Raw genomic sequence first — 25,960 nt, forward strand, 5'->3', positions numbered from 1 at the left:
TTATGAAAAAGGGAGGCTTGGCCTCCCTTCGAAATCACTGCTTCTTGCGGAAGGAGTCGAGCGAGACGACGGAGCCTGGTTTCTTCTCTTCGCCGTCGGCCGGTTTTGCGCCGGCGGCTTCATCAGGCTTTCCTGCCGCGTCGACCGGATAAGCGGTAATCTCGCCGGACGGCAGCTCCTCGCCATCGGCGAGCGGCACGTCGAATTCGAGCTCGAAATTGACGGAGGGATCGTAGAAACCGCGGATCGCATTGAACGGAATGACCAGCTTTTCCGGAACGTCGGAGAAGGAAAGGCCGATTTCGAAATGTGTCTCGGTGATCTTCAGGTCCCAGAACTGATGCTGGATGACGATGGTCATCTGCTCGGGATATTTGGACTTCAGGTGCTGGGAGATGCGCACACCGGCCGCACCTGTCAGGAAGGTGATGAAGAAGTGATGGTCGCCGGGCAGACGGCCCGTCGCTGCTACCTCCGCCAAAACCTTGCGGATGACGCCGCGAAGTGCATCCTGCGCCAGAATGTCGTAGCGGATATGATCCTGCCCCATGCTTTTCCTGTCTTTCGTCGGTTCTGAAGTCTTTTCACAAGGTATATGGCACGTTCAGGCGCCTTGGGAAAGTCCGGAGCCGATTCAACGCTGAAGAGCAGCATACATGATTTCGTCAGCAGGGAGAAGGTGAAGGCTTCTGTTGCCAGGTGCCTTCGGACCCCGCCTAGAGGTGCGAACCACTAGGACTTTGATTGAAGTGTCACACCGCGATTAAGCAGCGAGACGAGCTTCCGCATAGTTGTCGTTTGCAACTACAATTTTAGCCCGATAACGGCGGTACAATGCCGAGCAAAAAGACGATCTTTACACCCTTGTCGATCCTGTTTCGCCCCCATCAAAAGCCGGCCTTCAAGGCCGCCGGTTTTTGGTGGAGGCGCCGGGTACCGCCCCCGGGTCCAATAGGTTTATTACACCGCTCGTTTATCGCCATAGCCGGCCCGAAAGCCGGCAGGGTTGATATAGTGATTTCCTCTGCCCAAGGAAAGGGCAAACGTCACAAAAGCTTTATCTCCGCCTGCAGAAATTGCGGGAAAACGTGCGCGGGCTGCTGGCTTCCCGCCGCCGAAGACTTAAATTGGGTGGAAACGGAATCAGTGCATCATGAAGCAATATCTCGATCTCCTCGCCCACGTGGTGGAAAAGGGCTCCGACCGGGGCGACCGCACCGGCACCGGCACGCGCTCGGTCTTCGGCTATCAGATGCGCTTCGACCTCGAAGAGGGCTTTCCGGTCCTCACCACGAAGAAGTTGCATCTGCGCTCGATCATCCACGAGCTGTTATGGTTTCTGAAGGGCGAGACGAACATCCGCTACCTCAGGGAGAACGGCGTTTCCATCTGGGACGAATGGGCCGATGAAAACGGCGATCTCGGCCCGGTCTACGGCGCCCAGTGGCGCTCCTGGCCGGCGCCGGATGGCGGTCATATCGATCAGATCGCCAATCTCGTCAAAGGCATCGTCAACAATCCGAATTCGCGCCGCCACATCGTGTCGGCCTGGAATCCGGCTGAGGTGGACCAGATGGCGCTGCCGCCCTGCCATTGCCTGTTCCAGTTCTACGTGGCCGACGGCAAGCTCTCTTGCCAGCTTTACCAGCGCTCGGCCGATATCTTCCTCGGCGTGCCGTTCAATATCGCTTCCTACGCGCTTCTGACGATGATGGTGGCTCAAGTTACGGGGCTCAAACCCGGCGATTTCGTCCACACGCTCGGCGACGCCCATCTCTACCATAATCATTTCGACCAGGCGAAGCTGCAGCTGACGCGCCAGCCGAAGCCGCTGCCTTTCATGCGGATCAACCCCGATGTGAAGGATATCTTCGAGTTCAAGTTCGAGGATTTCGAGCTGGAGGGTTATGAGGCCGATGCCAATATCAAGGCGCCGATCGCCGTCTGAACCTTTTGGATTTTAGCTTGCAGTGCATGCGTCCGCAGACTATGGACGTCTGGTTCGTAGTCGACAGGTAGATTGTGCGGTCTAAGTTAATGAAAAAAAACGAAAAGAGGGTGCGGATGCCATCCGCAGCGTCTATCGTTGCGCGCAGTTATCCGGACAAAATAATCGGTATCGAAAATGCACTTCCTTGGCATTTGCGCACCGATTTGCAGCTATTTAAGCAGCGTACTCAAGGTCACGCCGTAATCATGGGGCGGAAGACGTTTGAATCTATAGGCAAGCCTCTACCGAAACGAACCAATATAATATTGTCTCGGTCTGAGCCTGCATTTCTTAAAGAGTTTCCCGCGCTTAAGTGGGCAATCAATCCCGAGACTGCTTTGTTTTTGGCTGACGTCGAATCAATTATTTCTGGCAGCATGAAATTTTTTGTTATTGGCGGAGATCAGATATATAAAGTCTTTGAGAAATATATTAACAGTATATTCGTAACGGACGTATATTGTGGAAATATAAATGGTGACGCAAAATTTGAACTTGATTTCGGCCGGAAAGACGACGAAGCCAAGACCGAATGGATTATAAGATCTGAAGACGATTTTCCCAAGACAGAATTTGATGAGTATCCATTTCGAATAACTCACTATGTTCGCCGTAAGCCTTTCCATCGATATCGAGTGAAGGAGGAGCTTATGGGTCGGGAACCTGATTTCGCGGCTCTTCTTGAGCGTTATGAGGCTAGGCTGGAGCAAGCTGAGAGCGATCAGTTGGACTTCTTTGATTGAACCAACTGTGTGTAATTTGAGTCGATGAATACCGCTGGCGGTCACAACAGCAACTATTTTCCAATTAAATTGACCAAGTTTCTCACGCTGCGTTGAAAGCCGGGGCGGTGATACCTATAACGGTCACCAACGCATCCGCCGGTCGGCCCCCCACGGTCCCGGATGCGGGGAAGACTTAACGAACAACGAGGTTTTGATGCCCTGGAGCAATCAGAATGGCGGCGGCGGCCCTTGGGGCGGCGGCGGTAATAATCAGGGACCATGGGGCCAGGGGCCGAACCGCCCGCGCGGCGGCGGCAAAGGCGGACCGCCCGATCTGGAAGACATTATCCGGCGCGGCCAGGACCAGCTGCGCAACATCGTTCCCGGCGGTTTCAACGGTGGCGTGGCGGTGATCGTCGTCGCGCTGGTCGCCATCTTCTGGCTGATCCAGTGCGTCTACACCGTCCAGCCGGACGAGCGCGGCGTCGAGCTGCGCTTCGGCAAGCCGAGAGAAGAAATTTCCATGCCCGGCCTGCATTTCCGCATCTGGCCGATGGACGCGGTCGAGATCGTGAAGGTGACGGAGCAGCAGCAGAATATCGGCGGGCGCAACAACACCAATTCGACGGTCGGCCTGATGCTTTCCGGCGACCAGAACATCGTCAACGTACAGTTCTCGGTGCTCTACACGATCAATGATCCGAAATCCTATCTCTTCCGCCTCGAAAATCCGGCTGAAACGCTGCAGCAGGTTTCAGAAAGTGCGATGCGTGAAATCGTCGGCCGGCGCCCGGCACAGGATGCCTTCCGCGACAATCGCGGACCGATCGAAACCGAAGTGCGCAATATCATCCAGGATACGATGGATCGCTACGGCGCCGGCATTGCGATCAACCGCGTGACGATCGAGGACGTCGCACCGCCGCGTGACGTAGCCGATGCCTTCGAGGAAGTGCAGCGTGCCGACCAGGACAAGCAGCGCCTCGTGGAGGAGGCGAATCAATACGCCAACCAGAAGCTCGGCCAGGCCCGTGGCGACGCGGCCCGCATCCGTGAAGCCGCAGCGGCATACAAGAACCGGATCGTCAAGGAGGCCGAAGGTGAAGCGCAACGCTTCGTTTCGATCTACGACGAATATTCCAAGGCTCCTGACGTGACGCGGGAGCGGCTGTTCCTGGAAACCATGGAACAGGTGCTGAAGGGTTCCAAGAAAGTGATCATAGACGAAAAGGCCGGCGCCGTGCCCTATCTGCCTCTCAACGAGATCAACAGGCCGACGCAGCAGCAACAACAACAGCAGCAGGGAGGCTGAGACCCATGTCGAACAGACTTCCCGTAATACTGGTTCTCCTGGCGGTCGTGCTGGCTGGGATCTATTCCTCGGTCTTCGTGGTGAATGCCCGCGAGCAGGCCATCGTCGTTCGCTTCGGTGAAATCCAGTCGGTCAAGACCGATCCCGGCATCTATTTCAAACTGCCTTTCGCCTTTGCCGATGCCGACAGGGTGCAATACGTGCCGAAACAGGAGCTGCGTTTCGATCTCGACAATATCCGCGTCCAGGTTTCCGGAGGCGCCTTCTACGAGGTAAATGCCTTTCTTATTTACCGCATCAACGACGCGCGGCGTTTCCGCGAGACGGTCTCGGGCGACAGGGAGGCGGCGGAAGCGCGGCTTCGCACGCGCCTCGACTCCGCTCTGCGGCGAGTTTACGGCGTACGCAGCATCGAAGCCGCGCTTTCCCGGGAACGCGTGGCGATGATGCTCGAGGTTCGCAACGAGCTGCAGGCCGATGCGGAGACGCTCGGCATCACGCTCGACGACGTCCGCATCAGCCGCACGGATCTGACGCAGGATGTTTCCGAGCGTACCTTCAACCGCATGCGGGCCGAGCGCCTGGCTGAGGCCGAGCTGTTGCGGGCGCAGGGCACTGAAGAAGGCCAGCGCCGCCGCGCCATTGCTGATCGCCAGGTCGTGGAGTTTACCGCCGACGCACAGCGCGAGTCCGAAATCCTGCGCGGCCAGGGCGATGCCGAACGCAACCGCATTTTCGCCGAGGCCTTCTCCAGGAATCCGGGTTTCTTCGAGTTTTATCGCTCGATGGCGGCCTACTCGGCGGCGCTTTCGTCGCAGGACACGACATTGGTCCTGTCGCCGGATTCGGAATTCTTCCGCTATTTCAACAACGCCGCCGGCACCTCTCGGCAGACGCCGGCCAGCCCGGCCGAGCCGGCTCCCGCAACGCCCGGGGCAACCGCTCCGGCAGCGCCAGCCCAGCCGGCGAACTGAGAAGCGGCATCTGTTTCCCGCCAAGATCGAAGAAAGGGTCGGCCCAGCGCCGGCCCTTTTCATTTTCCGGGAGCCAAGGCCGGGCTTTTATGACGATCCGCCGGATTGCACGGGGATTTCGCGAAAAGGTGATTTCACCCTCCATCATTCCGCCTTATGCTGATGCTCAATGTGCGCATTTACCCCTTATGAGGAAGCTTGATGGCCCCCACGACTTGCTCGCCCTTCAGACGAACGCTCGCGCTTCTGGCCAGCGCCGCCATCCTGGCGCAAGCCGGCATGAGCGGGATTGCTTTTGCGCAAACCACGCCTGAAACGGCAGCGCCCGGGGTTGCCGCACCGGTTCCGGCTGCTCCCGCTCCCACGCCTCCCGCACCTGCTGCACCGCAGCAGACCCCACCGGTCCAGACCGTCGTGCCGAACAACGGCCCGGCTTCCGTTGCCGACCTTGCCGAAGGCCTGCTCGATGCCGTGGTCAATATCTCGACCTCGCAGAATGTGAAGGATGACGAAGGGGTGGGGCCGGCGCCGCGCGCCCCTGACGGGTCGCCATTCCAGGAATTCTTCAATGACTTCTTCAACAAACAGCAGGGCAACAGAGGCCCCAACCATAATGTCAGCTCGCTTGGTTCCGGTTTTGTCATCGACCCGGCCGGCTATATCGTCACCAACAACCACGTGATCGAGGGCGCCGACGACATCGAGGTCAATTTTGCCGACGGCTCGAAACTCAAGGCGAAGCTGATCGGCACGGATACGAAGACCGATCTCTCGGTACTGAAGGTTGAGCCGAAGACGCCGCTGAAGTCGGTGAAGTTCGGCGATTCCAGCGAGATGCGCATCGGCGACTGGGTGATGGCGATCGGCAATCCGTTCGGCTTCGGTGGCTCGGTCACGGTCGGCATCATTTCCGGGCGCGGCCGCAATATCAATGCCGGCCCCTACGACAATTTCATCCAGACGGATGCGGCGATCAACAAGGGCAATTCCGGCGGCCCGCTCTTCAACATGAAGGGTGAAGTGATCGGCATCAACACGGCGATCATCTCGCCGAGCGGCGGCTCGATCGGTATCGGCTTCTCGGTACCGTCCGAACTTGCGTCCGGCGTCGTCGAGCAGTTGCGCCAATATGGCGAGACGCGCCGCGGCTGGCTCGGCGTGCGCATCCAGCCTGTGACGGACGATATCGCCGACAGCCTCGGGCTCGACACGGCCAAGGGCGCACTGGTCGCCGGCGTCATCAAGGGCGGTCCCGTCGACGACGGCTCGATCAAGGCGGGCGACGTCATTTTGAAATTCGACGGAAAGACGGTCAACGAGATGCGCGACCTGCCGCGCGTCGTGGCCGAAAGTACGGTCGGAAAGGAAGTCGACGTCGTGGTGCTGCGCGACGGCAAGGAGCAGACCGTCAAGGTGAAGCTCGGCCGGCTCGAAGACAGCGATCAGGCGGCATCGGGCGATGCGGCTCCCGATGGCTCGCAGGACGGTGTGATCACCCCTGACCCTGGCGAGAACGACGATATGGACCAGCCCGATACCGGCGACCAGGCCGAGCCCGCACCCGGCGCGCCGGCGCCGGACCAGCATCAGGGCCAGGTATCGCCGGATGCAGCCATGCCGAAGAACGTGCTCGGATTGTCATTGTCGCTCCTCAGTCCCGAAACACGCAAGGCTTTCGGCATTGCCGAAAGCGTCGATGGCGTTGTCGTGACGGAGGTGGCGCCCGGCTCCGCCTCGGCCGAAAAGGGGCTGAAGCCAGGGGACGTGATCGTCGAGGTGGCACAGGAATTCATGAAGTCCCCGGACGCGGTCGCGGCCAAGGTGAAATCGCTTAAACAGGAAGGTCGGCGCAACGCCCAGCTGATGATCGCCTCGGCAAACGGCGATCTGCGGTTCGTGGCGGTGCCGATGGAATAGTAGCTCCAGCGCCAATGGATTTGCCGCTGCGACCTCCACCTCCTTCAGGACGTAGGCGGAGCACGCTTCTCACGCCGTCACGAAGTCGGTCTTTCGGTAACCCTGGATGTAAAGCAGTGCCGTCAGGTCGGCGTGATTGATGCGCATTTGCGCCTGTGCGGCGACCGTGGGCTTGGCGTGGAGGGCGACGCCGGAGCCGGCGAGTTGCAGCATGCCGAGGTCGTTGGCGCCGTCGCCGACGGCGATGGCCTGTTGTGGCGAAATGCCGAGGCTTGCCGAAATCTCGTTCAGCGCATCCACCTTCGCCTGCTTGCCGAGGATCGGTTCGGCGACGAAGCCGGAGAGGATGCCATCCTCTTCAAGCAGCGTGTTGGCGCGGTTTTCGTCGAAGCCGAGGGTGGCGGCGATGCGGCTGGTAAAGACGGTGAAGCCGCCGGAGACGAGGGCCGTGTAATGGCCTTTCGATTTCATCGTGGCGATCAGCTCCGACCCGCCCGGCGTCAGCGTGATGCGCTTGGCGATGACCTCGTCGACGACCGAGATCGGCAGGCCCTTCAAGAGGGCAACGCGCTCTCGCAGCGCCGGCTCGAAGGCGATCTCGCCGTTCATGGCGCGGGCGGTGATGTCGGCGACCTTCTCCTTCAGGCCGACTTCGGCGGCAAGTTCGTCGATGCATTCCTGGCCGATCATCGTTGAATCCATGTCGGCGATCAGCAGCTTCTTGCGGCGGCTGTCCTGCTCCTGGATGACGAGGTCGATGGGGGCGCCCGATATGACGGCAAGGAGATTGGCCTCGGCCGCTTGCGCATCCGAGCCGTCGCGGAGCGCAATGTCGCAGGCTACACCGTCGGCCAGCCAGTACAAGCCGGACGCCGTCACGGCCTTGGCCGCTTGCTCGGCAATGCCGGGAGTAAGAACGGGATTTGACGGATTGGCAACAAGCGTGGCAACGAGGGCCATGATGGAAAACCTTCTGAGCGTAGAGAACGCGATCCTGATAACCGGGCCGACCGCCAGCGGCAAGTCCGCGCTCGCCGTCGAATTGGCCAAACGCCATGGCGGTGCGGTCGTCAATGCCGACAGCATGCAGGTCTACGACACATTGCGGGTGCTGACTGCGCGTCCGTCGGAGGAGGAGATGCAAGGCGTGCCGCATCATCTCTACGGCCACGTACCGGCAGGTTCCGGCTATTCCACAGGCGCTTGGCTGCGCGATGTCTCGGCGCTGCTGCCGGCGCTGAAGGCGGCCGGGCAATTGCCGGTCTTCGTCGGCGGCACCGGTCTTTATTTCAAGGCATTGACCGGCGGTCTCTCCGACATGCCCGACATACCCGCTGCGCTTCGGGAGGAACTCCGGACGCGGCTGCTTGAGGAGGGAGTGGACCAGCTCTATGCCGAACTCCAGGCCGTCGATCCAGCCATGGCGGCAAGCCTCAACCGCCAGGACGGCCAGCGCATCGTCCGCGCGCTGGAGGTGATCAAAGCGACGGGACGGTCGATCGCCGATTTCCAGGGTCGGTCCGGACCTGTGGTGATCGATGCCGACGCGGCCCGCAAGATCATCGTTCTGCCGGACCGGGCGGTGCTGCACGCCCGCATCAACGGCCGGTTCGAAAAAATGCTGCAACAGGGCGCGGAAGATGAGGTGAGGGCGCTGCTTGCGCTCGGCCTGCCGGCCGAGGCGCTGGTCATGAAGGCGATCGGGGTGTCGCAGATTGCGGCAATGCTACAGGGCGAGATGACGCGCGATGAGGTGCTGGAGAAGGGGGCGGCGGCGACACGGCAATATGCCAAGCGGCAAATGACCTGGTTCCGAAATCAGATGGACGAGAGCTGGCAACGGCTGACCGCCTAGTTCTCATCCCCGTTGCGGACCTCCTGCTCCAGGCGCAGTTTAAACGATATGTTCTTAGCGGGCGCCGTATCACGCCTGCTGTTCTCCATTAACCGCCCTTGAGGATTGCATCATGTCTTCAGTGTCTCCATTTCATGGTCTTTCGGCCTTTCCGCCAACGCCCGCCGACATCAATGGTCGCGTAAATGCGGAAGCACTCTGCCGCCTGCTCGGCCCGCTTTGTGACGCTGGCGTCGCCTCCATCGGCCTTCTCGGCAGCACCGGGATCTATGCCTATCTCACGCGCGAGGAGCGGTTGCGGGCCGTCGAGGCAGCGGTCGAATGCGTCAATGGCCGCATTCCGCTTGTCGTCGGCGCCGGCGCTCTGAGGACGGACCATGCCGTCGATCTCGCGAGGGACGCCGAGGCTGCCGGCGCGGATGCGCTCCTCCTCGCGCCCGTTTCCTACACACCGCTGACCCAGGAAGAGGCCTACCAGCATTTCCTTGCGGTGGCGAAGGCGACCAGGCTTCCGCTGTGCATCTACAACAATCCCGGCACGACGCACTTCACCTTCGGCTGCGAGCTTCTGCAGCGCCTCTCCGATATCGAGACGATCAGGGCGGTGAAGATGCCGCTGCCGGCCGACGGCGATTTGCGTGGGGAGCTTGCACGACTGCGGGAAAAGGCCGACCTCGCGATCGGCTACAGCGGCGATTGGGGTGCTGCTGAAGCGCTCTCTTCAGGCGCAGACGCCTGGTACAGCGTCATCGGTGGCCTGCTTCCGCGTACGGCGCTTGCTTTGACCAGGGCCGCCATGGCCGGCAGTGGCGGCGAGGCGCGCAGGCTCGATGGCCTGCTGCAGCCGCTCTGGGAGGTGTTCAAGGCGCATGGGAGCATTCGCGTGGTCTATATGCTGGCCGAGCATTTGCTGGATGTCCGGGCAGAGCTTCCGCGGCCGCTGCTGCCGCTTGGACCGGCGGACCGCCAGCGCGTGCTCGACATTGCCCGGCCGCTGATCGTGCTGGAACGTCAGTCCTTGTTGTAGAGGCTGCTCAGCGGCTTTTTCAGGATGCTTTCGCGCAGCGACGTGCCGGGTTCCCGGCGGGTGATCGGCGGCCGGTCTGTCGGCGGCGCCGGCCGGGGAAAGACCGGCTCCTCGCGACGCAGTTCGCGGCGCAGCGCATCCAGCCGCGGATCGGTCGGGGCCGGCTCGGCCGGGTCCAGCCGCGGCGCCTGCGGCAGCAATTCGCGCCGATAAGATTCGAGCGGCGCCGAAGCCGGCGGGGGCGGGGGGACGGGTTTTGTGTCGAAAGCCTCGCCGGCTTCCAGCGCCTCGTCGAAACCCGGCATGGATGCCGCAACGCTCTGCTGGAAGGTCGAAATGTCAGGCCCGACAGTCACCGCCCGCATGCGGGTCACGATCTTGCGCAGATCGACAGTATCGGGATCTTCCTCACTATGCTTGTTGTTGGCGCTGGCGGCCTTCGGCAGGAGGTTCTCTTCGACACGGGAGAAGCGCATACGCATCGGCACGCTGATCGCCTCGCCGAAGGCGATCGCCTCACCATTACCGATCGAGGAGATGAAGCTCGTCGTCGAGATCGATGAATTCGGAATGGCCGATCGTATGATTTCCTGGTCGCGATCATTGGCAAGGCGCATGGCAAAGAGCGTCGAGCATTGCGACAGGATCGTCTGGTCGAGCTCGCCCGGCCGCTGGGTGATGATACCAAGCGAGACGCCGTATTTGCGGCCTTCCTTGGCGATACGGGCGATCGCCTGGCGCGTCGGCACAAAGCCCAGCGTCGGATCCGACGGGATGTAGCGGTGGGCTTCCTCGCAGACGACCAGCATGTGGATGGCGCCGTCGCTCCAGAGCGCCACCTCGAAAGCCATGCGGCAGAGCACGGAGGCGACGGAGTTGACGACCTCGGAGGGGATGCCTGCGAGCTGAAAGGTGCAGATCGGCCTACTGTCGCCGGGGATGCGGAAGATCTGCGCGATGGTATCGGTGATCGTGTCGCTGATCGTGTTGTTGGAGAACATGAAGTGATAGCGCGGATCGTTGATCGCGGCGATGAGGCGCATCTTCAGCGAACGCAGGGACGGCTTTTCCGCACGGCCTTCCAGGCGGCCGATGCGCTCGTCGATCAGCGCCAGGAGATCGGCCATGCGGTAGGGAACGGGTGTGTCGGCGGTGATCGAACTCTTTTCCGTGGTGCGGCGCACCAGCGAATTGTCGCTGCCGCGGAAGGCGCGTTTGGCCTCCGGCATGATGTCGCGCAGCATGTCGAGCTCCTCGGGCACGGGCGGGCGGCCACGGAAAACGACTTCGGCAAATTCCTCGAGCCGCATCAGCCAGAAGGGCAGGTCGAGCGTATCGGTATCGATGGTGACGGCGTGGTTGGGAAAGGCGGCGGCAAATTCATTGTGCGGATCGAGGATCAGCACGCGCAGCTTCGGATCGGCCGCGATCGCCTTGTGCAGGAGCAGCGATACGGCCGTCGATTTGCCGACGCCGGTCGAGCCGACGACGGCGAAATGCTTCGAGAGCATCGAGGGGATGTGGATTGCCGCATCGATGCTTTCGTCCTGCGTCAGCTTACCGATGACGGCCGTCGTGCCGGTTCCGGCATCATAGATGCGCATGAGGTCGGCGGCGCGAATGCGGTGGGCGATGGCGCCGAGATAGGGATAACGCGAGATTCCGGTCGAGAATTCCTCGCGCCCGTCCTCGTCGACGCGGACTTCGCCAAGAAGCTCGGTCTCGATCCTGAACGTATTATCCTCGCCTTCGCCCCAGGCATGGCTGCCGGTATTCATGGAGTAGACCAGGGCGACAACGCGGTTGCGGCCGACGCTGATGGAAATGAGCCGGCCGACGGACCAGAGCTCGGTGAGATCGGTGCCGCCCTGTTCGGCGACGGCGGCAATCGTTGCCCTGGAGCCACTGCAAGCAACGACGCGGCCGAGAAAGCGATTTCCCGGCGTATGGCCGTCGCGTCTATCGTGCTCGCCTGCCTTGCCAGACATGCGCAAGTCGTTGTTGAGCAAAGGCTACTCCCTGCAGTAGCGTTAAAGGATAAAGTCGATCCTTTAACAAATCCTTCATCCTATCGATTTTGGGAGGCGCAGGCGCGGGGCAGTTTTTTATTGCGACATGCGTTGACGCTGCGAAATTTTCTGTCTATCACTTCCCGCCATGAAAATCGCAACGGCTCTTATCGTGGTGGGGAAGCGCATGGGCAGGATGGTGTAACCATCCGGCGACAGCCACCCATGCGCAAGATGACAGGCTCCTCCGGGGCCTTTTTTTGTGCCCGAAATCGGGCTCCCGGCCACAAACGCAAATCCCAGCATCAAACGGAACAGACAGATGAGCACGGACAATCAGGCGGCAGGCAATCGGATGACGGGAGCGGAGATCGTTCTCAAGGCGCTGAAGGATAATGGCGTCGAACATATCTTCGGCTATCCCGGCGGCGCGGTCCTGCCGATCTATGACGAGATCTTCCAGCAGGACGAGATCAAGCACATTCTCGTTCGCCACGAGCAGGGGGCCGGCCACGCGGCTGAAGGCTACGCCCGCTCAACCGGCAAGGTCGGCGTCATGCTGGTGACCTCAGGTCCCGGCGCCACCAACGCGGTTACGCCACTGCAGGATGCGCTGATGGATTCGATCCCGCTCGTCTGCCTGACCGGCCAGGTTCCGACCCCACTGATCGGCTCCGACGCCTTCCAGGAATGCGATACGGTCGGCATCACCCGGCCCTGCACCAAGCACAACTGGCTGGTTAAGGACGTCAACCAGCTCGCCGCCATCATCCATGAAGCCTTCCGCATCGCCCAGTCCGGCCGACCGGGCCCCGTCGTCGTCGATATTCCTAAGGACGTTCAGTTTGCGACCGGCACCTACACGCCGCCGGCCGATTACTCGATCCAGAAGAGCTATCAGCCGAAGATCCAGGGCGATCTCAACCAAATCCATGCGGCGATCGAGCTGATGGCGACTGCCCGCCGTCCGATCATCTATTCCGGCGGCGGCGTCGTCAATTCCGGCCCCGAGGCTTCCAAGCTGCTGCGCGAACTGGTCGAACTCACTGATTTTCCGATCACCTCGACACTGATGGGCCTCGGCGCCTATCCGGCTTCCGGCAAGAACTGGCTGAAAATGCTCGGCATGCACGGCTCCTACGAAGCCAACATGGCGATGCATGATTGCGACGTCATGGTCTGCATCGGCGCTCGCTTCGACGACCGCATCACCGGCCGTCTCAACGCCTTCTCGCCGAACTCGAAGAAGATCCATATCGATATCGATCCTTCCTCGATCAACAAGAACGTCCGCGTCGACATCGGCATCCGCGGCGATGTCGGCCATGTCCTGGAAGACATGGTCCGCCTGTGGCGGGCGTTGCCGAAGAAGCCGGAGAAGAACCGTCTCGATGATTGGTGGGGGGATATCGCCCGCTGGCGGGCGCGCAACTCCTTCGCATATACGAAGAACAATGATGTCATCATGCCGCAATATGCACTGGAGCGGCTCTTTGCGCACACCAAGGACCGCGATACCTACATCACGACCGAAGTCGGCCAGCATCAGATGTGGGCGGCGCAGTTCTTCGGCTTCGAACAGCCGAATCGCTGGATGACCTCGGGCGGCCTCGGCACGATGGGTTACGGCCTGCCGGCGGCACTCGGCGTGCAGATCGCCCATCCCGAAAGCCTCGTCATCGACATTGCCGGCGACGCATCGATCCAGATGTGCATTCAGGAAATGTCGACGGCGATCCAGTACGACGCGCCCATCAAGATCTTCATCATGAACAACCAGTATATGGGCATGGTGCGTCAGTGGCAGCAGCTCCTGCACGGCAACCGCCTGTCGCACTCCTATACGGAGGCGATGCCCGATTTCGTCAAGCTGGCGGAAGCCTATGGCGCGGTCGGCCTGCGCTGCGACAAGCCGGACGAGCTCGACGATGCCATCGTCGAGATGATCGAGGTCAAGAAGCCGGTCATTTTCGATTGCCGCGTCGCCAATCTCGCCAACTGCTTCCCGATGATCCCCTCGGGCAAGGCGCATAACGAAATGCTGCTGCCCGACGAAGCCACCGACGAAGCGGTCGCAAACGCGATCGACGCCAAGGGCCGCCAGCTCGTCTAAGACTTAATAATTGCGCATAATTCCTTTCCGAAAATCGTGGCCGATTTTCAGGGTTATGCGGCGAGAGGAAACCCAGGATCATGAACGCACACCTTCAGCCCACGGGCTCTGCCTATTTCATCTCTCCGGAAACGACGGCGATCGAGAGCCATACGCTCTCGGTTCTCGTCGACAACGAGCCGGGCGTCCTTGCCCGCGTTATCGGCCTGTTCTCCGGCCGCGGCTACAACATCGAGAGCCTCACCGTCTCCGAGACCGAGCATCAGGCGCATCTGTCCCGCATCACCATCGTGACCCGCGGCACGCCGCACGTGCTGGAGCAGATCAAGGCGCAGCTCGAACGCATCGTGCCGGTGCACCGCGTCGTCGATCTGACTGTGCGGGCTCGCGAACTCGGCCAGGACCGGCCGATCGAGCGTGAAGTGGCGCTGGTCAAGGTGATCGGCGAGGGCGAAACCCGCGCCGAGACGTTGCGCCTCGCCGATGCCTTCCATGCCAAGGTGGTGGACGCGACGATCGACCACTTCATCCTGGAGATAACAGGCAAGTCGTCGAAGATCGACCAGTTCATCGCGATCATGAAGCCGCTCGGTCTGATCGAGGTCTGCCGGACCGGTATTGCCGCGATGAACCGCGGCGCGCAGGGGATGTGAGCTGGCATCTTTACTCGACGTCATTCTCGCCCTGTGCCGGAGTTGTCCGGTGGGCGAGGGACGGAGAGGTTGCTTAAAGCCTGTTCTTCCCCTGGGGCGAGGGGGAATCGCGAGTTTCGGCATATAATCGGATAGGTGTGAAACAGTCTGAGCGGCCGGAGATCACAGCATCTCCAGCCGCCTTTTACTTGCCGGCGGCGGGAAGGCCGCGTCCAGCGCCTGCCAATCCTCATCGGTGATCTCGAGCGAGATGCAGTCGCGGTTTTCGCGAACGCGTTCGGCATTCGACGTCTTCGGAATGACGATGACGCCGTCGCGTTCGAGCAGGAAGGCGAGCGCCAGTTGGGCGGGGGTCGCCTGATAGGCCTTGGCGATGCGGATCAGTTCCGCATCATGGAGGATATGGCCCTGCTCGATCGGAGAATAGGCCATAACGGGAATGCCGCGGCTCTGGCACCAGGGCAGCAGATCATACTCGACGCCGCGGCGGGAGAGATTGTAGAGCACTTGGTTGGTGGCGACATTGGCGCCGTCGGGCACGCCGAGCAGTTCCTCCATGTCATCAGTGTCGAAGTTGGAGACGCCCCAGGCGCCGATCTTGCCTGACGCCTTAAGCATTTCGAAGGCGGCGACTGTTTCGGCGAGCGGATAATTGCCGCGCCAGTGCAGGAGATAGAGATCGATGCGGTCGGTGCCCAGCCGCTCGAGGCTGTGTTCGCAGGCCTCGATCGTGCCTTTCAGGCTGGCGTTCCAGGGATAGACCTTGCTGACGATGAAGACCTCGTCCCGCCGTCCCCTGATCGCCTGGCCAACGATTTCCTCGGCGCCGCCGTCGCCATACATTTCGGCGGTGTCGATCAGAGTCATGCCGAGATCAATGCCGGCTCTGAGGCTTTCGATCTCGGCGCTGGCATGGTCGGCATCCTCGCCCATGGCCCAGGTGCCCTGGCCGAGCGCCGGAACCTCTACGCCGTTCGGCAATTCAACGGTGGGGATAGGGTCGTCCTGCATGGCTCTTCATCCTGGTCAAGAGATTGCGCTGCGCCGCTATCTTTCAAGTAATCCTGTCACCATGACAATGATGCAATGGCATCACCGATTTAGGGCAATTATGCTGACCTAAATAAAGCGGGCTGCTGGAAAAGCCGGCTTCGGGAGGTCGCATGCCGCTGGACACGTTTCTCGCTCTCGTTCTCTTCGCCTTCACGACGTCGCTCACACCGGGGCCGAACAATATGATGCTCTTCGCCTCGGGCGTGAATTTCGGTTTCCGCAGGACTATCCCGCATATGTTCGGCATCGGTGCCGGCTTCTTCTCGCTGCTCATCGGCGTCGGTTTCGGGCTCGGGGCGCTGCTGCACACGGTCCCCGCTGCCTATACGGCGCTGAAGTTTGCGGGCGGCGCCTATCTCGTCTGGATCGCCTGGAAAATTGCCTCGTCGCGCTCGCTTGGCCAGGGCAAGAGCGGTGCGGCGCCGATATCCTTCGCCTCGGCGGCGGCTTTCCAATGGATCAATCCGAAAGCCTGGGTGATGGCGGTGACCGCGATGGCGACCTATACCAATCCCGAGCTCTACCTCTTGAGCGTGCTGATCGTCGGCCTGGCTTTCGCGATGGTCAACGTGCCGAGCGTTTCGACCTGGGCGGGTTTCGGCTCGGCGCTCCGGGAATGGCTTTCCGATCCGGTGCGGCTGAAATGGTTCAATATCATCATGGCGGTGCTTCTGGTGGGGAGCCTCTGGCCGATGCTAAAATAGAGCGATCGACGGTTTCGTCAGCATCAGCCAGAAAATGCCGAAGACGGCCGAGAAAGCCGGAAAGCCGAAAACGAACCAGATGCGGTAGAGGCTGTCATAGCTGGGCGGCAGGACGCTTCCCGAGCTTGCCGCGGCGCCGGCGAGGTCGCGCAGTTGGATCTGAATCCAGACGACCGGTAGCCAGAACAAGCCGGTCACGACATAAAGCAGCAGCGACAGCGCAATCCAGCCCTCCGAAAGGTCCCAGCCGATCGATCGCGCCAGCAAATAGCCGCTCACCGGTTGGAGAACGGCGGGGTCGCCGTGAAGATGGTGTCGGCGATGACGACGGTCGCGGCGACATGCGCGACCAAAGCGGGATCACGCGTGCGGTGCGCCATCACCATGAAAAAGGCGATGCCGGCGCCCGTGCCGAAGAGAACGGTCGCGCCGATGACATGGGCAAGCAGCAGCCATTCTTCGAGCATCAGCGTTCATCCAGGATGGCAAGGGCCGTGAGCGTCAGCAGGATCGATGGCAGCACCTTGACGAGCGGGCCGAGCGGATCGAGCCAAAGCACCGGTTCGAGAAGTGTACCGCCTGTGAGATAGGCCAATGAGACGGCCAGCATGCTGAGGAGGGCGCGTCTGGCGAGCGGGCGGACAAGGACGGCGGCGCCGAGCGCGATATCGATGAGACAGGTGAGAAGCGTCAGCGCCGTTGCCGCCGCCTCGGGCATCAAGGGCAGGAAATGCGCGGCGGCCTTCTCCACCGCCAGCAGCGGGATCAGCCCGGAGAGCAGCCAGAAGGCCGATAGGCCTGATATGACGAGCGGCTTCAGGAGATAGAGCCTGGCGAACCAGAGATCCTGCACGCCGGAGGGGTTGGCCGCGAGCGTTGCCTCGGCTGATGACGCGGCAAGCCCGCGATGCGCCCTCTCGCCTCTGATGCCTTCGGACATGACGGTCATCGCCGTCGAGCGTAGCGGCGAACGCCAACCGAGCTGGCCAGCGACATCGGCGAGCCAGGTCACGGGCCGCGCAAACCACGGAGCAAGGGAAATGACGCGGGCGGGCGGCAGGCCCAGCCACTGCCGGTGGAGGCGCACGAGTTCGGCGAGCGTCAGGACCTCGCCGGCAGCAAGAACGATATCCCCGCGCAGATCGCCCGCGATCACCTGCGATACGGCTTCCGCCACGTCGTCCACGGAAAGCGTGTCGACCGGGCTTTGCACATGGGTAAGCGGCAGCGCCAGGGGGAAGGCGGCCAGCGCCCGGATGAGCGACGAGCCCCCATGGGCGTTGCGACCGAGAACGAGGGCAGGGCGCAGGATGGCGTGAGGCAGACCGCTTGCCGCCAGCGCCTCGTCGGCCTGCCGCTTCGTGGCAAGGAAAGGCAGATCGCCGGCCGCGCCCGCCGTCCTTGCCGATATCTGCACGATCAGAGGCTGAGAGCGTTTCGCAGCGGCATAGAGCCCCAGCATTGCATCCGCCTGAGTCGCCGCTAAATCGTCCGACAGGCTGTCCTGCAGCGCGCCGGCGCAATTGACGACGACATGCTGGCCCTTCAGGAAATCCTCCCAGTCCTCGGTCTTCGTCATGCGCGAGAGATCGGCCCGCCGCCAGTTTATCGCGGGCTGCTTCAAACGCGCACGCGCAGGATTGCGGCCGAGCCCGGTCACGGCATGCCCATCGGCCGCGAGCCGGGCCGCGACGACGGAGCCTATGAAGCCGGTTGCGCCGAGAATCAGGATGTTCATGGCAGGAGATCAGCGGAAAAGTTTGAGGGGAATAGGAGGGCTTGGCGGGTGCGTGAGGTGTGATAGAAAGAGAAGAGATGTTTATACGATTGATGCTTTGAGGAAGGGCAGGGCCTTGCCGCGAGTGACCTTCTAAGGTGGCCCGAAGGGTCGGATGAGGGGGCGGCACGGCACGACATCGATGGTGCTCTTAACTTGCGCTCAGGGCATGCGCGGCTCTGCCGCTTACCCTCTCATCCGTCTGCGGGCACCTTCTCCCCGCTGGATAGAAGGGGTGTCCGGGCTACCGCCGAGATAAAAAACGCACGCTCCGTTCTGGGAGGACATTGCCTTGCACGACCATGACCACGACGATCACCATCGTCACGCCCAGGGGCACGATCACGACAACCACTATTCCGACATGCAGGCGCGCGTCAAAGCGCTGGAAACGCTGCTGACGGAGAAGGGTTTGATCGATCCGGCAGCGATCGATGCGATCGTCGAGACTTATGAGACGAAGGTGGGGCCGCGGAACGGTGCCCATGTCGTCGCGAAAGCCTGGAGCGATCCGGAATTCGCGGACTGGCTGAAGCGAGATGCGACGGCGGCGATTGCGAGCCTCGGTTACACCGGACGGCAGGGTGAGCATATGCGCGCCGTCTTCAACACGGCTGACACTCATAACCTGATCGTCTGTACGCTCTGCTCCTGTTATCCCTGGTCGGTGCTCGGCCTTCCACCAGTCTGGTACAAGGCGCCGGCCTATCGCTCGCGTGCCGTCATCGACCCGCGCGGCGTGCTTGCCGAATTCGGGCTGATGCTGCCTGAGGAGAAGAAGATCCGCGTCTGGGATTCGACGGCGGAGCTGCGTTATCTCGTCATCCCGGAGCGGCCGGCGGGCACGGAAGGAATGGGCGAGACGGCCCTTGCCAGCCTCGTCAGCCGCGACGCGATGATCGGGACGGCGGTCCCCGCGGCCCGGAGGTTTTGACATGAACGGACCCCATGATCTCGGCGGGCAGATGGGCTTCGGGCCTGTCGCGCCTGAAGAGAACGAACCCTATTTCCATGCCGAATGGGAAAAGCGGGCGCTGGGCATCACGCTTTCCTGCGGCGCTTTCGGCGCCTGGACGATCGATGAAAGCCGGCATGCGCGCGAGAATATTCCGCCGGCCGATTATCTCGCGGCGAGCTATTACGAGATCTGGATCCGCGGCGTCGAGAAGCTGTTGGAACGGCACGGCTTTGCGACACGCAAGGAATTGCTTTCCGGGCGCAGGCTGCAGGATGGGACGGCGCCGAAGCGGGTGCTGAAGGCAGAGATGGTGCCCGGAGTCCTCGCTAAAGGCGGGCCATGCGACCGGCCGGTGGACAGCGCGCCGCTTTTCGCGGTCGGCGAGCGGGTGAAGACGAAGAATTTCAATCCGGCGACCCATACGCGGCTGCCGCGATATGCCAGGGCCAAGACTGGCGTCGTCGAAGCCGTGCAGGGTTCCTTCGTCTTTCCCGACGACAATGCGCATGGCAAGGGCGAGAACCCGCAATGGCTCTACACTGTCGTTTTCAACGGTACAGAGGTCTGGGGCGATGGCGCCGACCCGTCGCTGACGGTCTCGATCGATGCGTGGGAGAGCTATCTTGAGCGTGTGTGAAAACCCCTCTCAGCTCTCGCATTCGCCGGGCCTGCCGAAGTCGCCGGAGGGTGATCCCGTCTTCCCCGAGCCCTGGGCGGCTGAGGCCTTCGCGATGACCGTGCATCTGCACCAGCAGGGGCTGTTTTCCTGGAGCGAGTGGGCCGAAACCCTTTCGCGGGAATTGCATCAGCCGGGCCGGGCCGAGGATGGCAGCGATTATTTCGAATGCTGGGTGGCTGCGCTTTCGAATCTGCTGATCAGTCGCAGCCTGGTGGACGCATCCGTTATCCTCGACCTTCAGAAGAGCTGGCAGCGGGCAGCCGAAGCCACGCCGCATGGCAAACCGATCGAGCTTGCCAATGATCCGCTGCGCTGATCTTTCAAGACGGGAACTGCCGATAGCACTCCTCGGCCACCGCACGCAGCGTCTCGCGCGAGATTTCGCCGGTGACGGCGTAACCGAGTTCGCCGTCGATCCAGTAGAAGGTTTCGAGATCGCCGGACGAGGCGAAGCGGAAGCTCGTGGTGCGGTTTTCCCGGTTGCGGCCGACCATCACTGTCAGGCGCTCGCCGGCCTGGTTCTCGTACATGAACATCGCCCCCGGCTTGCCGTCGACCGGTAGCAGGCGGCCGCCGATCAGCTTGAAGCCCAGCGGCTGCAGGTTCGGGATCTTGAGGTTGTCGATCGCCAGGCGCTTGCCGAGCCAGGTGGCGAGATGGGCCTCCTCGTCGGCGAAGACCTCGACTGGGTGGCGAACCTCGGCGGCATAGACGGTAAAGGCGGTCTCGGCCTGTTTCGGGAAGGTTTCGGAGCCGGCAAGCTGCAACTCCGGCCTTTCCAGAAGAGCGGGGCCATAATGGCCGCTGAGGGCGCCTAGCGCGAAGACGAGCAGAGCCGCGGCGGTCAGCCTCCAGCGCTTTGACCTGGGTGAGGCGGCGCGCGCAGGTGTGACGAGCAGCGGATCGGTATCCCTGGCCTTCTCGTAACCTGAAAAGAGCGAGCGGATGCCTGTGCTCTGGGCCTGCCATTCGGCGACCATCGCCGCCTCCTCGGAATTGTCGGCGAGGTAGGCTTCGATGCGGGCGCGCGAGCTCTGCGGCAGTTGCCCGTCGGCATAGGCGTGGAGATCGGCTTCGGTGACGATCGGGTTGGTCTCGTTCATTTCGGCCTCCGAAGCGTAATGATGTTATCGGCCTTCAGGTGCTCGGCGACGCGTCGGCGGGCGCGCGACAGGCGCGACATCACGGTGCCGATCGGGATATCGAGCGCGGTGGAAACCTCGCTGTAGCTGTATCCCTCGATGACGACGAGCATCAACACGGCGCGGTGCTCCTCCGAAAGGCTGTTCAGCGCATCGTTGAGCCGGGCGCGCTCCAGCGGATCGGCCGCGAGTTCGGGGTCGGCCATATTCTCTGCGGCGTCGAGCTCGACAAGGCCGTCGCGCGCCTTGTCGCGCCGGCCGTTGCGATAGAGATTGGTCATGATGGTCAGCACCCAGCCGCGCAGATTGAGGCCGCGCCATTGGCCGCGGCGCGTCAGAATCTTCTCGACACAGTCCTGTAGCAAATCCTCGCCATCGGCATCCGAACGCGTCAGGCTGCGCGAATAGCGCCTGAGCGAGGGGAGGAGGGCCAGGATCTGGCCCTCGAAGCTTTCCGGTGCAGGTATCTTCATGCCGGCTTTCTTGGCAGCAAGGCCCCTACTATCAAGGTTTGGCGAGATCCCAGTTGCCGCCGACACCGTCGCCGGTGATGTCGCCGGCCTTCTTGTCCTTGACCCAGTAATAGAGCGGCATGCCGTCCTTGGCCCATTGCTTCGTGCCGTCCTTGCGTTCGATGATCGAATATGCACCATCGGCCTTGGCATCGGAAGCGGCCATCAGCGGGGGCCAGTTCTTGGCGCAATCGTCGTAGCAGTTGGAAACGCCCTTGGCGTCCTTCTTGAAGGTGTAGAGGGTCATATCGTTTTCGCCGGCAAGCACCTTGCCCTTGGCGGATTCGACTTCCTTGATGGGAGGGGCGGCGAAAGCAGCGGTCGCGGCAAGGGCGGCTGCGGCTGCGACGGAAAGGAATTTCACGGATGTCATGATGTCTCTCCTTGAGGTTGGGCACGCAATGCTGCGGTACCTGAGATGAGACACGGGACGAGGCGGTTTTATTCCCCATGCAGCGAAAAAGTCGTCGCGGGGGAAGCGCCCGCAGCTCAGCGTTACAAGCTGCCTCGGCAGATCATTTACACCGTGCTGTTTTGCGGATATTCTGTATCCTTAATTTGGTTCGCGGAACCGATCCATTACGAGTTGCTGAATGATCCTGAAAAGCCAGGTCGAGTGGGCGCTGCACTGCTGCGCCATTCTCGCGGGCCTGCCCGAGGGCAGGTATCTCTCCACCAAGGCGCTCGCCGAGCTTCATGGTTTGCCGAAGGAATATCTCTCCAAGGCGCTGCAAAGCCTTTCGCAAGCCTCGCTCGTCGATACCACGCTCGGCCCGAGCGGCGGCTACAGGCTTGCGAGATCCCCGTCCGAGATCAATTTCCTCGACATCGTCGAGGCGGTCGAGGGAAAGGCGCGCAGCTTCACCTGCACGAACATCCGAGAGAACAACCCGTGCCGGCCGGCCGGCTATTGCGACAGCAAGCCTTGCGCCGTCGCCCGCATCATGTGGGAAGCCGACGAGGCCTGGCGCGATACTCTGAGACGTGTCCGGCTCTCCGATCTTGTCGGCATTCTGTCCGAGGAGGTGCGGCCCGACCTTTGGCAGAGCACCTTCGAATGGGTGCTGAAGCGCGCCGGCTGAGAGGGTGCGAATCTCTACGCCTTGAAGATAGTCCTGATGGTCTTGAGGATGGCATGCGCGTTGCGGGCCTGTTCCGGGGGCAGGGCGGTGCCGTCGCGGAAGCGTTCGGCGCGGCCGGCAAGAGCTTCGGCGATTTCTTCGGCCAAAGCCGGTCGTTCGGTGAGCAGCGGCGCAAAGGCCACCTGGTCGATTTCATAGACCGTCACCGGGGTCAGGGCCTCCAGGGCGCAGACTTCCTGCATGCCTGCGAGCAGGCCGGTCTCGCCGAAGAAGTCGCCCGGCGCAAACCGTCCGCGCTCTTCGCCTTCGCGCCGCGCCACGATGATGCCGGCGCGCACCATCATCAGCGAGGGCAGCATTTCGCCCTCCCGGACGATGACATCGCCTTTGCGGAACTGCCGCGCGGCGGTGATTTCGGCGAGCTTCTGCTTTTCATCTGATGTCAGCGACGCAAACACCGGAATGGCTTCGATCAGCGCAAGCGGCGTAACACGGGGCGGCTTGGCGTTTTCTTCCGTCGGCAGGTCGGCGGTCACGACATTGGCCGCGGCGGGAACGGCGAGAAGCAGGCCGGCGGATTTGCAATGGCGATAGACGAGATCGAGCACCTCGTTTCGCGCCGGCACGCGCTGGCTGGGGCTAGTCACCCGGAACTGCAACTCGACATCGAGCGCGGTGGCGTCCAGCCCCTTCAGCGCAACGACCGGCGGCGGCTCGCGCACGATCGAATTGCAGCTTGTGAGCGCGGAGAGCATGGTCTGGCGGATAGATGCCGGCATCCGCGTCGGTGCGATGCGGATGGTGAGGATCAGCAGATGGCTCTCGTCCGGGCGGCTGACATTGGTCAGGCCGAGTTTCGCCAGAAAGCTGTTCGGCAGGACGACGACGTTATTGCCAGGGGTCAGGATGTGCGTCGCGCGCCAATTGCTCTCGACAACGCGTCCTTCCATGCCGTCGCTCAACAGGATCCAGTCGCCGATGACATAGGGTCGGCCGAGCGTCAGCGCAATGCCGGAAAAGACGTCGGCGAGCGTGTTCTGGAGCGCCAGACCGAGAATGATGGCGACCACGCCTGATGTCGCGACGAGGGTTCCGATCGGCACGCCGAAGACGAAAGCAAGGATCGAGAGCGCCATGCCGATATAGACGACGCCGATGACCAGATCCTGGAGCAGGCGGGCCTCCCGCGGACTGCCCTCCAGCACCAGATAAAGCCTGATGAAACCGATGACGGCCCATGCCAGGTGGACCCACCAGAGCGATTTGGCGACGATGACGAGCAAGGCCTGCGGGTCTTCGGACTGATATCCCTGAAAGCGATGCGGTTCCATGCCGCTGCCGACGAGAATCAGGGTCATCACCGCAAAGAAGAGGATCTGCACCACCAGCCGCGTCGTCGGCCGTTGGCTGGAGAGGAGGTACCAGACGACGATGCCGGCAAAGCCGACCACGATGAGGGAAGCCAGCGGCTTGCCGAAGAGCGCGTCGTAGATCATCTCTGTCTGTCTCCGGGAGGGGCGGGCGGCACATGATTCAGCATGTCGGCCACCCGCGCAAGCATCGGCATGCGCGGGTGATCAAGACCGACATCAGTTCTGCAGCGGGAAGGTCAGCTCTTTCTGGTTGGTGTCGACGACGAAGACGGCGAGCAGGCGGGCGGGCTGTGTGTCGCTGCCATTGGCGCTGACGCCGTGGCGGTCGCCCGGCATTTCGGAAAAGCTCTCTCCGGTCTGATAGACCTTGACCGGGCCGTCATTGACCTGGCTACGGATCGAGCCTTCGAGCACGGTGGCGTAGATGAAGGCCGAGTCCGGGTGCGTGTGGCCTTCGGAGAAGCCGCCCGGGCCATATTCGACCAGCACGCTCTTAATGCTTTTGCCCGGTACGTTCGGCAGTTCGTGTTCATAGACGAGCGTCACCTTCGCGGATTTGCTGCTGTCGTGGGCGGTGGCGCCAGCGGCTGGCAGAAGGGCGAGGGCGGCGGAGAGGATTAAAGTCCTGATCATCGGGATCTCCTTTTGTTGCGGGGGTGGAGAGGACGCGCCCGAGCGGCCGCGCCCTCGAGGCAAGCCAATCACTTCGACTGGGCTGATTTGGCGAACCACTCTTCGAATGTGATCGTACCGAGCCGCGGATCGTCGTCGGAGACGAGCGACTGATCGTTCAGTCTCGCGCCGAAATATCGCGCCTCTGCATCGGCCTCGACGGTCCTCGGGTCTTGCATCGCCTTAAGGTAGCGGGCGACGAGTTCGCTGAGACGGGCCCGTTCCGGGCCTGCTATCTCGATCGTGGTGTTGGCGGGGGCGGCGAGCGCCACGTCGGCCATGGCGTCGGCAACGTCGTCGGAAGCGATCGGCTGCACATAGGCCGGCGACAGGCGGACAGTCTGGCCGACCGTGCCGGACTGGGCGATGCCGCTCAGGAATTCCATGAACTGCGTCGAATGCACGATGGTATAGGGAACGCCGGAGGCCTTGATCAGCTTTTCCTGGGCGAGCTTGCCACGGAAATAGCCGCTTTCCTGCAGGCGCTCGGTGCCGACGACCGAAAGGGCGATATGGTGCTTGACGCCGGCGACCTTCTCGGCGGCAAGAAGATTGCGCCCCGAGGTTTCGAAGAATTCGAGCACGGCCTTGTCCTCGAAGGAGGGCGAATTGGCAAGATCGAGCACGACCTGGGCGCCTGCAAGCGCTTCGGCCAGTCCTTCTCCGGTGATCGTGTTGACGCCTGAGTTCGGGGAGGCGGCAATCACCTCATTACCGCGCTTACGCAGGCGTTCGACAGTTTTCGAACCGATGAGGCCGGTTCCGCCGATGACAACGATTTTCATAACGGATCTCCCTTCGCTGCCGGGCGCGGCAGCGTCAAAATTGAATCTTTTCAATGAATTGTGAGGGTTAGTTCAGGCCAGCCTTATCGAGGCCATAGGCCTTGTCGGCCGTGCCGGGCACGGTCTTGAAGCCGACATTGACGCGGTTCCAGGCGTTTATAGCCATGACGACGAAGGTGAGGTCGGAGATTTCCTTTTCGGAAAGCTGGCCGCGAACCCGCTCATAGATCTCGTCGGGAACGCCGCCCTCGGGAAGCTTCGTCAGGGCTTCGGTCCAAGCCAGTGCGGCGCGCTCGCGGGGAATGAACAGGTTCGATTCCCGCCAGATGGCGACATGATAGATCCGCAACTCGCTCTCGCCATGGATCTTTGCCTGCTTCACATGCATGTCGAGGCAGAAGCCGCATCCGTTGATCTGCGAAGCCCGGATTTCCACCAAGGCCTGCAGCTTCTCGTCGATGACGCTGCTGCGGAGCGCCATGCTGAATTCCGTGAATTTCTTGAAAAGCTCGGGGGACTGCTGGGCGTAGTTCAAGCGCTGGGTCATGTCATTCTCCTCTAATTAAGGACATTTAATATCCTTATGGATGGAAGATATCCTTAATTGCTGGACTGTAAAGCCATTCTCGCTTAGTCTGGCGGCATAAA

At 61.8% G+C, this 25,960-nt stretch carries 26 protein-coding genes, 1 other RNA gene and 1 pseudogene; 14 read left to right on the top strand and 14 right to left on the bottom strand.

The annotated features are described in order from the left end of the window. Window positions 1-34 precede the first annotated feature (34 nt). Window positions 35-550: an SspB family protein gene (locus GA0061105_RS06320; RefSeq protein ID WP_064694653.1), complete on the bottom strand. Its 516-nt coding sequence runs from the start codon at window positions 548-550 to the stop codon at window positions 35-37. Between the two features lie 128 nt (window positions 551-678). After that, window positions 679-1,041, bottom strand: a transfer-messenger RNA (tmRNA) gene (ssrA, locus tag GA0061105_RS06325). A gap of 112 nt (window positions 1,042-1,153) precedes the next feature. On the opposite strand from ssrA, the gene GA0061105_RS06330 reads away from it, so the two are divergent. The 5 genes from GA0061105_RS06330 to GA0061105_RS06350 all read left to right on the top strand — a co-directional run bounded on the left by GA0061105_RS06330 (window position 1,154) and on the right by GA0061105_RS06350 (window position 6,918). Further along, a complete protein-coding gene (locus GA0061105_RS06330; protein WP_092748803.1) occupies window positions 1,154-1,948 on the top strand; it encodes a thymidylate synthase in 795 nt (264 codons plus the stop codon). 116 nt (window positions 1,949-2,064) lie between these two features. Beyond that, complete coding sequence (locus GA0061105_RS06335; RefSeq protein ID WP_167358527.1) at window positions 2,065-2,733, top strand: dihydrofolate reductase; 669 nt, start codon at window positions 2,065-2,067, stop codon at window positions 2,731-2,733. Window positions 2,734-2,929: 196 nt separating this feature from the next. Further along, a complete protein-coding gene (gene hflK / locus GA0061105_RS06340; protein ID WP_064694650.1) occupies window positions 2,930-4,027 on the top strand; it encodes an FtsH protease activity modulator HflK in 1,098 nt (365 codons plus the stop codon). Window positions 4,028-4,032: 5 nt separating this feature from the next. Continuing rightward, window positions 4,033-5,001, top strand: a complete 969-nt coding sequence (gene hflC / locus GA0061105_RS06345; protein ID WP_092748807.1) for a protease modulator HflC — start codon at window positions 4,033-4,035, stop codon at window positions 4,999-5,001. 201 nt (window positions 5,002-5,202) lie between these two features. Then, complete coding sequence (locus tag GA0061105_RS06350) at window positions 5,203-6,918, top strand: DegQ family serine endoprotease (RefSeq protein WP_064694648.1); 1,716 nt, start codon at window positions 5,203-5,205, stop codon at window positions 6,916-6,918. Between the two features lie 69 nt (window positions 6,919-6,987). Here GA0061105_RS06350 and serB read toward each other — a convergent pair whose 3' ends face one another. Continuing rightward, window positions 6,988-7,878 (bottom strand): phosphoserine phosphatase SerB, encoded by an 891-nt coding sequence (gene serB, locus GA0061105_RS06355; protein ID WP_092748809.1) that lies wholly within the window; start codon window positions 7,876-7,878, stop codon window positions 6,988-6,990. On the opposite strand from serB, the gene miaA reads away from it, so the two are divergent. Then, window positions 7,877-8,773, top strand: a complete 897-nt coding sequence (gene miaA / locus GA0061105_RS06360; protein WP_208601627.1) for a tRNA (adenosine(37)-N6)-dimethylallyltransferase MiaA — start codon at window positions 7,877-7,879, stop codon at window positions 8,771-8,773. The genes serB and miaA overlap by 2 nt on opposite strands. Window positions 8,774-8,885: 112 nt before the next feature. Beyond that, on the top strand, window positions 8,886-9,800 hold the full coding sequence (locus GA0061105_RS06365; RefSeq protein WP_092748813.1) for a dihydrodipicolinate synthase family protein: 915 nt from the start codon (window positions 8,886-8,888) through the stop codon (window positions 9,798-9,800). Here GA0061105_RS06365 and GA0061105_RS06370 read toward each other — a convergent pair. Next, window positions 9,785-11,809, bottom strand: a complete 2,025-nt coding sequence (locus tag GA0061105_RS06370; protein ID WP_092748815.1) for an ATP-binding protein — start codon at window positions 11,807-11,809, stop codon at window positions 9,785-9,787. The genes GA0061105_RS06365 and GA0061105_RS06370 overlap by 16 nt on opposite strands. Before the next feature lie 322 nt (window positions 11,810-12,131). Between GA0061105_RS06370 and GA0061105_RS06375 the strand changes: the two genes are divergently transcribed. Then, on the top strand, window positions 12,132-13,922 hold the full coding sequence (locus GA0061105_RS06375; RefSeq protein ID WP_082928978.1) for an acetolactate synthase 3 large subunit: 1,791 nt from the start codon (window positions 12,132-12,134) through the stop codon (window positions 13,920-13,922). A gap of 80 nt (window positions 13,923-14,002) precedes the next feature. Then, complete coding sequence (gene ilvN / locus GA0061105_RS06380; RefSeq protein ID WP_064694644.1) at window positions 14,003-14,575, top strand: acetolactate synthase small subunit; 573 nt, start codon at window positions 14,003-14,005, stop codon at window positions 14,573-14,575. 162 nt (window positions 14,576-14,737) lie between these two features. On the opposite strand, the gene GA0061105_RS06385 is transcribed toward ilvN, so the two are convergent. After that, the gene (locus GA0061105_RS06385) at window positions 14,738-15,586 is read right to left on the bottom strand and encodes an aldo/keto reductase (protein WP_092748817.1); all 849 of its coding nucleotides are present in this window, start codon (window positions 15,584-15,586) and stop codon (window positions 14,738-14,740) included. Between the two features lie 152 nt (window positions 15,587-15,738). Between GA0061105_RS06385 and GA0061105_RS06390 the strand changes: the two genes are divergently transcribed. Continuing rightward, window positions 15,739-16,332, top strand: a complete 594-nt coding sequence (locus tag GA0061105_RS06390; protein WP_092748819.1) for a LysE family translocator — start codon at window positions 15,739-15,741, stop codon at window positions 16,330-16,332. Here the strand turns inward: GA0061105_RS06390 and GA0061105_RS06395 are convergent. Further along, window positions 16,324-16,799: pseudogene (locus GA0061105_RS06395) on the bottom strand (DUF2269 family protein). The gene GA0061105_RS06390 and the pseudogene GA0061105_RS06395 sit on opposite strands and share 9 nt — an antisense overlap. Next, window positions 16,799-18,070: an SDR family oxidoreductase gene (locus GA0061105_RS06400; protein ID WP_092748821.1), complete on the bottom strand. Its 1,272-nt coding sequence runs from the start codon at window positions 18,068-18,070 to the stop codon at window positions 16,799-16,801. The pseudogene GA0061105_RS06395 and the gene GA0061105_RS06400 overlap by 1 nt, the downstream one beginning before the upstream one ends. Window positions 18,071-18,401: 331 nt before the next feature. Between GA0061105_RS06400 and nthA the strand changes: the two genes are divergently transcribed. The 3 genes from nthA to GA0061105_RS06415 are packed head-to-tail and all read left to right on the top strand — an operon-like array spanning window position 18,402 to window position 20,062. Continuing rightward, window positions 18,402-19,043 carry a nitrile hydratase subunit alpha gene (gene nthA / locus GA0061105_RS06405; protein WP_092748823.1) on the top strand — a complete coding sequence of 214 codons (642 nt, stop codon included), beginning with the start codon at window positions 18,402-18,404 and terminating at the stop codon, window positions 19,041-19,043. A 1-nt stretch (window position 19,044) separates the two neighbouring features. Continuing rightward, window positions 19,045-19,704, top strand: coding sequence for a nitrile hydratase subunit beta (nthB, locus tag GA0061105_RS06410; RefSeq protein ID WP_092748825.1), 660 nt, complete (start codon window positions 19,045-19,047; stop codon window positions 19,702-19,704). Next, a complete protein-coding gene (locus tag GA0061105_RS06415; protein ID WP_092748827.1) occupies window positions 19,691-20,062 on the top strand; it encodes a nitrile hydratase accessory protein in 372 nt (123 codons plus the stop codon). The genes nthB and GA0061105_RS06415 overlap by 14 nt, the downstream gene beginning before the upstream one ends. A gap of 4 nt (window positions 20,063-20,066) precedes the next feature. On the opposite strand, the gene GA0061105_RS06420 is transcribed toward GA0061105_RS06415, so the two are convergent. Genes GA0061105_RS06420 through GA0061105_RS06430 form a run of 3 tightly spaced genes read right to left on the bottom strand, consistent with a single transcriptional unit; the run spans window position 20,067 to window position 21,773 of the window. After that, window positions 20,067-20,849 (bottom strand): anti-sigma factor family protein, encoded by a 783-nt coding sequence (locus GA0061105_RS06420; RefSeq protein WP_092748829.1) that lies wholly within the window; start codon window positions 20,847-20,849, stop codon window positions 20,067-20,069. Then, the gene (locus tag GA0061105_RS06425; protein ID WP_092748831.1) at window positions 20,846-21,361 is read right to left on the bottom strand and encodes an RNA polymerase sigma factor; all 516 of its coding nucleotides are present in this window, start codon (window positions 21,359-21,361) and stop codon (window positions 20,846-20,848) included. Before GA0061105_RS06425 ends, GA0061105_RS06420 begins: the two co-directional genes overlap by 4 nt. A gap of 31 nt (window positions 21,362-21,392) precedes the next feature. Then, on the bottom strand, window positions 21,393-21,773 hold the full coding sequence (locus GA0061105_RS06430; RefSeq protein ID WP_092748833.1) for a COG4315 family predicted lipoprotein: 381 nt from the start codon (window positions 21,771-21,773) through the stop codon (window positions 21,393-21,395). Between the two features lie 220 nt (window positions 21,774-21,993). Between GA0061105_RS06430 and GA0061105_RS06435 the strand changes: the two genes are divergently transcribed. Beyond that, window positions 21,994-22,482, top strand: coding sequence for an RrF2 family transcriptional regulator (locus GA0061105_RS06435; RefSeq protein WP_092748835.1), 489 nt, complete (start codon window positions 21,994-21,996; stop codon window positions 22,480-22,482). A gap of 14 nt (window positions 22,483-22,496) precedes the next feature. Here GA0061105_RS06435 and GA0061105_RS06440 read toward each other — a convergent pair whose 3' ends face one another. The 4 genes from GA0061105_RS06440 to GA0061105_RS06455 form a co-directional block, all read right to left on the bottom strand. Continuing rightward, the gene (locus GA0061105_RS06440) at window positions 22,497-23,978 is read right to left on the bottom strand and encodes a mechanosensitive ion channel domain-containing protein (protein ID WP_092748837.1); all 1,482 of its coding nucleotides are present in this window, start codon (window positions 23,976-23,978) and stop codon (window positions 22,497-22,499) included. Window positions 23,979-24,071: 93 nt separating this feature from the next. Beyond that, window positions 24,072-24,488, bottom strand: a complete 417-nt coding sequence (locus GA0061105_RS06445) for a cupin domain-containing protein (RefSeq protein WP_092748839.1) — start codon at window positions 24,486-24,488, stop codon at window positions 24,072-24,074. Window positions 24,489-24,556: 68 nt separating this feature from the next. Further along, entirely contained in the window at window positions 24,557-25,312 is a 756-nt protein-coding gene (locus tag GA0061105_RS06450) for an SDR family oxidoreductase (protein WP_092748841.1), read from the bottom strand. 67 nt (window positions 25,313-25,379) lie between these two features. Further along, a complete protein-coding gene (locus GA0061105_RS06455; protein ID WP_064694629.1) occupies window positions 25,380-25,859 on the bottom strand; it encodes a carboxymuconolactone decarboxylase family protein in 480 nt (159 codons plus the stop codon). Window positions 25,860-25,960: the final 101 nt, after the last annotated feature.

The sequence above is a fragment of the Rhizobium aethiopicum genome (assembly GCF_900094625.1).
Lineage (GTDB): Bacteria > Pseudomonadota > Alphaproteobacteria > Rhizobiales > Rhizobiaceae > Rhizobium > Rhizobium aethiopicum.